The organism is Streptomyces sp. NPDC055506 (assembly GCF_053643595.1).
Window position 1 is genome coordinate 1 of sequence record NZ_JBSHKH010000237.1, and the last position, 5,654, is coordinate 5,654.

General features: G+C 73.0%; 3 protein-coding genes and 1 riboswitch. Of the genes, 2 read left to right on the forward strand and 1 reads right to left on the reverse strand.

What is annotated here, in order from left to right; all coding sequences use genetic code 11:
- Positions 1-17: 17 nt before the first annotated feature.
- Positions 18-3,647, reverse strand: coding sequence for a cobaltochelatase subunit CobN (gene cobN, locus ACWIF2_RS39880; protein WP_454366501.1), 3,630 nt, complete (start codon positions 3,645-3,647; stop codon positions 18-20).
- A gap of 72 nt (positions 3,648-3,719) precedes the next feature.
- A riboswitch (cobalamin riboswitch) is annotated at positions 3,720-3,870 on the reverse strand.
- Positions 3,871-3,914: 44 nt separating this feature from the next.
- On the opposite strand from cobN, the gene cobG reads away from it, so the two are divergent.
- Both cobG and ACWIF2_RS39890 read left to right on the forward strand, forming a co-directional pair.
- Positions 3,915-5,201, forward strand: coding sequence for a precorrin-3B synthase (gene cobG, locus ACWIF2_RS39885; RefSeq protein ID WP_454366504.1), 1,287 nt, complete (start codon positions 3,915-3,917; stop codon positions 5,199-5,201).
- Between the two features lie 13 nt (positions 5,202-5,214).
- Positions 5,215-5,654, forward strand: a 440-nt coding sequence (locus tag ACWIF2_RS39890) for a precorrin-8X methylmutase (RefSeq protein WP_454366503.1), incomplete at its 3' end; no start/stop codon positions are given.

The window sequence follows — 5,654 nt, forward strand, 5'->3', positions numbered from 1 at the left end:
AGCCGGAACAGGGCAGGTCAGTCCTCGCCCTCTAGGTTGCCTTCCGTCTCCAGGTACACCTGGCGCAGCCCCTCCAGCACCGCCGGATCGGGCTTCTCCCACATCCCGCGCGACTCGGCCTCCAGCAGCCGCTCGGCGATGCCGTGCAGGGCCCAGGGGTTGGCCTGCTGGAGGAACTCGCGGTTGGTCTCGTCCAGGACGTAGGTCTCGGTGAGCTTGTCGTACATCCAGTCGGCGATCACGCCGGTCGTGGCGTCGTAGCCGAACAGGTAGTCCACCGTGGCGGCGAGTTCGAAGGCGCCCTTGTAGCCGTGGCGGCGCATCGCCTCGATCCACTTGGGGTTGACCACGCGGGCGCGGAAGACGCGCGAGGTCTCCTCCACGAGGGTGCGGGTGCGGACCGTCTCGGGGCGGGTGGAGTCGCCGATGTACGCCTCGGGCGCCGTGCCGCGCAGGGCGCGGACCGTGGCGACCATGCCGCCGTGGTACTGGAAGTAGTCGTCGGAGTCGGCGATGTCGTGTTCGCGCGTGTCCGTGTTCTTCGCGGCGACCTCGATGCGCTTGTAGGCCGTCTCCATTTCCTCGCGGGCCGGGCGGCCGTCGAGTTCACGGCCGTAGGCGTAGCCGCCCCAGACCGTGTAGACCTCGGCCAGGTCGGCGTCGGTGCGCCAGTCGCGGGAGTCGATGAGCTGGAGCAGACCGGCGCCGTAGGTGCCGGGGCGGGAGCCGAAGATGCGGGTGGTGGCTCGCCGTTCGTCGCCGTGCTCGGCCAGGTCGGTTTCGACGTGGGCCCGGACGTGGTTCACCGAGGCCGGCTCGTCCAGCGACGCCGCCAGGCGTACGGCGTCGTCCAGCAGTCCGATCGTGTGCGGGAAGGCGTCCCGGAAGAAGCCCGAGATCCGCAGGGTGACGTCGATGCGGGGTCGGCCCAGCTCCTCCGCGGGGACGGGCTCCAGCCCGGTGACACGGCGGGAGGCGTCGTCCCAGACGGGGCGGATGCCGAGCAGGGCGAGGGCCTCGGCCACGTCGTCGCCCGCCGTGCGCATGGCGCTCGTGCCCCACAACGACAGCCCGACGGAGGTGGGCCATTCGCCGTTGTCGGTGCGGTAGCGCTCCAGCAGGGAGTCCGCGAGTGCCTGGCCGGTCTCCCAGGCGAGGCGGGAGGGGACGGCCTTGGGGTCGACCGAGTAGAAGTTGCGGCCGGTCGGCAGGACGTTGACCAGTCCGCGCAGCGGGGAGCCCGAGGGGCCCGCCGGAACGAAGCCACCGGCCAGCGCGTGGACCGTGTGGTCGATCTCGGCGGTGGTCCCGGCGAGGCGGGGCACGACCTCGCGGGCCGCGAACTCCAGGATCGCGGCGACCTGTTCGCCGTGCTCGGTGGGGACGGCGGCCGGGTCCCAGCCCGCGTCCTCCATCGCCTGGACCAGGGCGCGGGCCTTCTCCTCCGCCGCGTCGGCGGTCGTGCGGGTGGCGGCGGACTCGTCGAGTCCGAGGGCCTCGCGCAGGCCGGGCAGGGCCGTGGTGCCGCCCCAGATCTGGCGGGCGCGGAGCACGGCGAGGACCAGGTTGACGTGGTCGTCACCGGTGGGCGGGTTGCCGAGGACGTGCAGACCGTCGCGGATCTGGGCGTCCTTGACCTCGCAGAGCCAGCCGTCGACGTGGAGCAGGAAGTCGTCGAAGCCGTCGTCGTCGGGGCGGTCGTCCATGCCGAGGTCGTGGTCGAGCTTGGCGGCCTGGATGAGAGTCCAGATCTGGGCGCGGATCGCCGGGAGCTTGGCGGGGTCCATGGAGGAGATCTGGGCGTACTCGTCGAGGAGTTGCTCCAGGCGCGCGATGTCGCCGTAGGAGTCGGCACGGGCCATGGGCGGGACGAGGTGGTCGACGAGGGTGGCGTGGACGCGGCGCTTGGCCTGGGTGCCCTCGCCGGGGTCGTTGACCAGGAACGGGTAGATCAGGGGCAGGTCACCGAGGGCGGCGTCGGGGCCGCAGGCGGCGGACAGGCCGGCGTTCTTGCCCGGCAGCCACTCCAGGTTGCCGTGCTTGCCGAGGTGGATCATCGCGTCGGCGCCGAAGCCGCCGTCCTCGGCACGGGCGGCGATCCAGCGGTAGGCGGCCAGGTAGTGGTGGGACGGCGGGAGGTCCGGGTCGTGGTAGATGGCGATGGGGTTCTCGCCGAAGCCGCGCGGGGGCTGGATGAGGATCAGCAGGTTGCCGAAGCGGAGGGCCGCGAGGACGATGTCGCCCTCCGGGTTGCGGCTGCGGTCGACGAACATCTCGCCCGGCGCCGGACCCCAGTGCTCCTCGACCGCCGTGCGCAGCTCCTCGGGGAGCGTGGCGTACCAGCGGCGGTAGTCGGCCGCCGGGATGCGCACCGGGTTGCGGGCCAGCTGCTCCTCGGTGAGCCAGTCCTGGTCGTGGCCGCCCGCGTCGATCAGCGCGCGGATCAGCTCGTCGCCGTCGCCGGAGGCCAGGCCCGGCACCTCGGCGTCCGTGCCGAAGTCGTAGCCCTCCTCGCGCAGTCGCCGCAGCAGGGCCACCGCGCTGGCGGGAGTGTCGAGGCCGACCGCGTTGCCGATGCGGGAGTGCTTGGTCGGGTAGGCAGACAGGACCAGCGCGAGGCGCTTGTCGGCGGGCCGGATGTGGCGGAGCCGGGCGTGGCGTACGGCGATTCCGGCGACACGGGCGGCGCGCTCCGGGTCGGCGATGTAGGCCGGGAGGCCGTCCTCGTCGATCTCCTTGAAGGAGAACGGGACGGTGATCAGGCGGCCGTCGAACTCGGGGACGGCGATCTGGCTGGCCGCGTCGAGCGGGGAGACGCCCTCGTCGTTCTCCTCCCAGGCGGCACGCGAACCCGTGAGGCACAGGGCCTGGAGGATCGGGACGTCCAGCTCGGTGAGCGCACCGGCGTCCCAGGACTCGTCATCACCGCCGGCCGAGGCCGCGGCGGGCTTGGTGCCACCCGCGGCGAGGACCGTGGTGATGATCGCGTCGGCCGAACGGAGTTCCTCGATCAGCTCGGGCTCGGGGGCGCGCAGGGAGGCGACGTACAGGGGCAGGGCCCGGCCGCCCCCGTCCTCGATCGCGTCGCACAGGGCGGCGACGAAAGCGGTGTTGCCGCTCATGTGGTGGGCCCGGTAGTAGAGCACGGCGACGGTCGGACCGTCGGCGCCGTCGCGGGGCGTGCGCTCCAGCGGTCCCCAGGTGGGTGCCGCCGCCGGAGCCTCGAAGCCGTGGCCGGTCAGCAGGACCGTGTCGGAGAGGAAGCGGGCGAGCTGCTCCAGGTTGGCCGGGCCGCCGTGGGCGAGGTAGGCGTGCGCCTCGGCGGCGATGCCGACGGGGACGGTGGAGGCCTCCATCAGCTGAGCGTCCGGAGCCTGTTCGCCGGTGAGCACGACCACCGGGCGGCCGTCGGCCAGCAGCAGGTCGAGGCCGTCCTGCCAGGCCCGGATGCCGCCGAGGAGGCGTACGACGACCAGGTCGGTCCCGTCGAGGAGGCCGGGGAGGTCGTCGAGGGCGAGACGGGAGGGGTTCGCGAAACGGTAGGACACCGGGCCGGCGGCCGCGCGGGCGCTCAGCAGGTCAGTGTCGGACGTCGACAGGAGCAAGATGCGGGGGTGCGGGGGTCGTCCCCCGGATGAATGCAGCATGCGGCGTCGGGCCTTCCTCGGGGTGTCCGCGCCCCGGGTGGTGTCGAAATGGGGTCTCCCCTGCTCGGGCGAAGCCGAGAGCCTGGGAAAGGGAGTTCCTGACTCGCCCGGCCGCATGGGCCGGACTCACAGTGGCGGGACCGCGCCGGACTCGCACCGGCTTCCTCCCCTGTCGCCGTCGTGGCGATGGCGGACCGGATGATCCGCCGCGATCATAGTAAGTGCCAGGGGAAGAGGGCACGGCATACACCAGGTGTGATGGTAGGTATGCTCGCCGCCATGTCCACGGCTGCCCAGCGCTCATCGACCCAGGCCACAGCGGTCCCACGCGACCGCGGTGACGCCTGTCCAGGGACGCTGCGGCTGCACGCGGCGGACGACGGAGCGCTCGCCCGCGTCCGGATTCCCGGTGGGGTGCTGACCGTTGCGCAGGCGCGGACGCTCGTGGACGTGGCCGAACGGCTGGGCGACGGAGACCTGCATCTGACCTCGCGCGGCAACGCGCAACTGCGCGGTCTGCCCGACGGATGCGCCGGGGAGCTGGCCGAGTTGCTGGACGCGGCCGGGTTGCTGCCCTCGCGTGGGCACGAGCGGGTGCGCAACATCGTGGCCTCGCCGCTGTCCGGTCTCGACGGGCGGGGTGTGCTGGACGTACGCCCCTGGCTGACGGCCCTGGACGCGGCGTTGTGCGCGAGCGAGGCGGCGCGGGACCTGTCGGGGCGTTTTCTGTTCGCGCTCGACGACGGACGCGGTGACGTGGCCGGACTCGGTGCCGATGTGACGGTACGGGCGACGGCGGACGGCGGCGCGGAACTCGCGCTCGGAGCGGCCGGGGAAGCGCTGCGCGTCGGTGTCGAGGTAGCGGCCCGGGCCGCGTTGACGGCCGCGGAGGTCTTCCTGGAGGCGGCGCGGACGAGTGGGGACCGCGTCTGGCGCGTGGATGAACTGCCCCTCTCCGGCGACGAGTTGCTCGACGCGGTCGGTCAGCGGCTACGGGCCGAGGGTGTCCGGCACGAGCGGCGCAGCCGGGAGACCGGCCGCACGGCCGGTCCGCCCCCGGGGCCCCACGGTGCCGGCCTCTCCGTGCACGTTCCCCTGGGACGGCTCTCGGCGCACCAGTGGCGGGAGCTGACGTACGTCGCCGCGGGTGAGCTGCGTCTCACCCCGTGGCGCGGTGTGGTTCTTCCCACACCCGGAACGGACCCGGACGAATCCCTCGCCCGCCTCGCCGCCACCGGCCTGGTCACCGACCCGGACTCCCCCTGGCTGCGCGTCGGTGCGTGTATCGGCAGTCCCGGCTGCGCCAAGTCGCGGGCGGACGTACGGACCGACGCGGCCGAGGCTCTCGACGCGATCGAGCCGGGCGGCCTCCCCTTGTACTGGTCCGGGTGCGAACGCCGCTGCGGACACCCCCGGGGCGACCGCGTCGACGTGGTCGCCGCTCCGGAAGGCGGCTACCTGCTCTCCACCGCCGTGAGCGGTCAGGAACCCCGGACCACCTCCCTGGACGCCCCTGCCCGACTCGCCTCCGCCCTGGCGGCGATCGCCTCATGACCCTGACGACGACATGACCCGTACGACGACCGAAGGCAGCGAGAAGAACACCGTGACCACGTACGACTACGAGAAGGACGGCCCGGCCATCTACCGCCAGTCCTTCGCCACCATCCGCGCGGAGGCGGACCTCACGGCCCTGCCCGCCGAGGTCAGCCAGGTCACGGTCCGGATGATCCACGCCTGCGGGATGGTCGACCTCGTACGGGACCTGGCCTACTCCCCGGCCGTCGTGGCCCGCGCCCGTGAGGCCCTGCGCGCCGGCGCGCCCATCTTCACCGATGTGCAGATGGTGGCCAGCGGCGTGACGCGCAAGCGGCTGCCCGCCGACAACGACGTGCTGTGCACGCTCTCCGACCCGTCCGTGCCGGAGCTCGCGGCGAAGCTGGGCACCACGCGCAGCGCCGCCGCGATGGAGCTGTGGCGGGACCGGCTGGAGGGCTCGGTGGTCGC

Coding starts and splice junctions, on each gene's coding strand:
- cobN (WP_454366501.1), bottom strand. CDS start 3,647: ATGCTGCATTCATCCGGGGGACGACCCCCGCACCCCCGCATCTTGCTC.
- cobG (WP_454366504.1), top strand. CDS start 3,915: ATGCTCGCCGCCATGTCCACGGCTGCCCAGCGCTCATCGACCCAGGCC.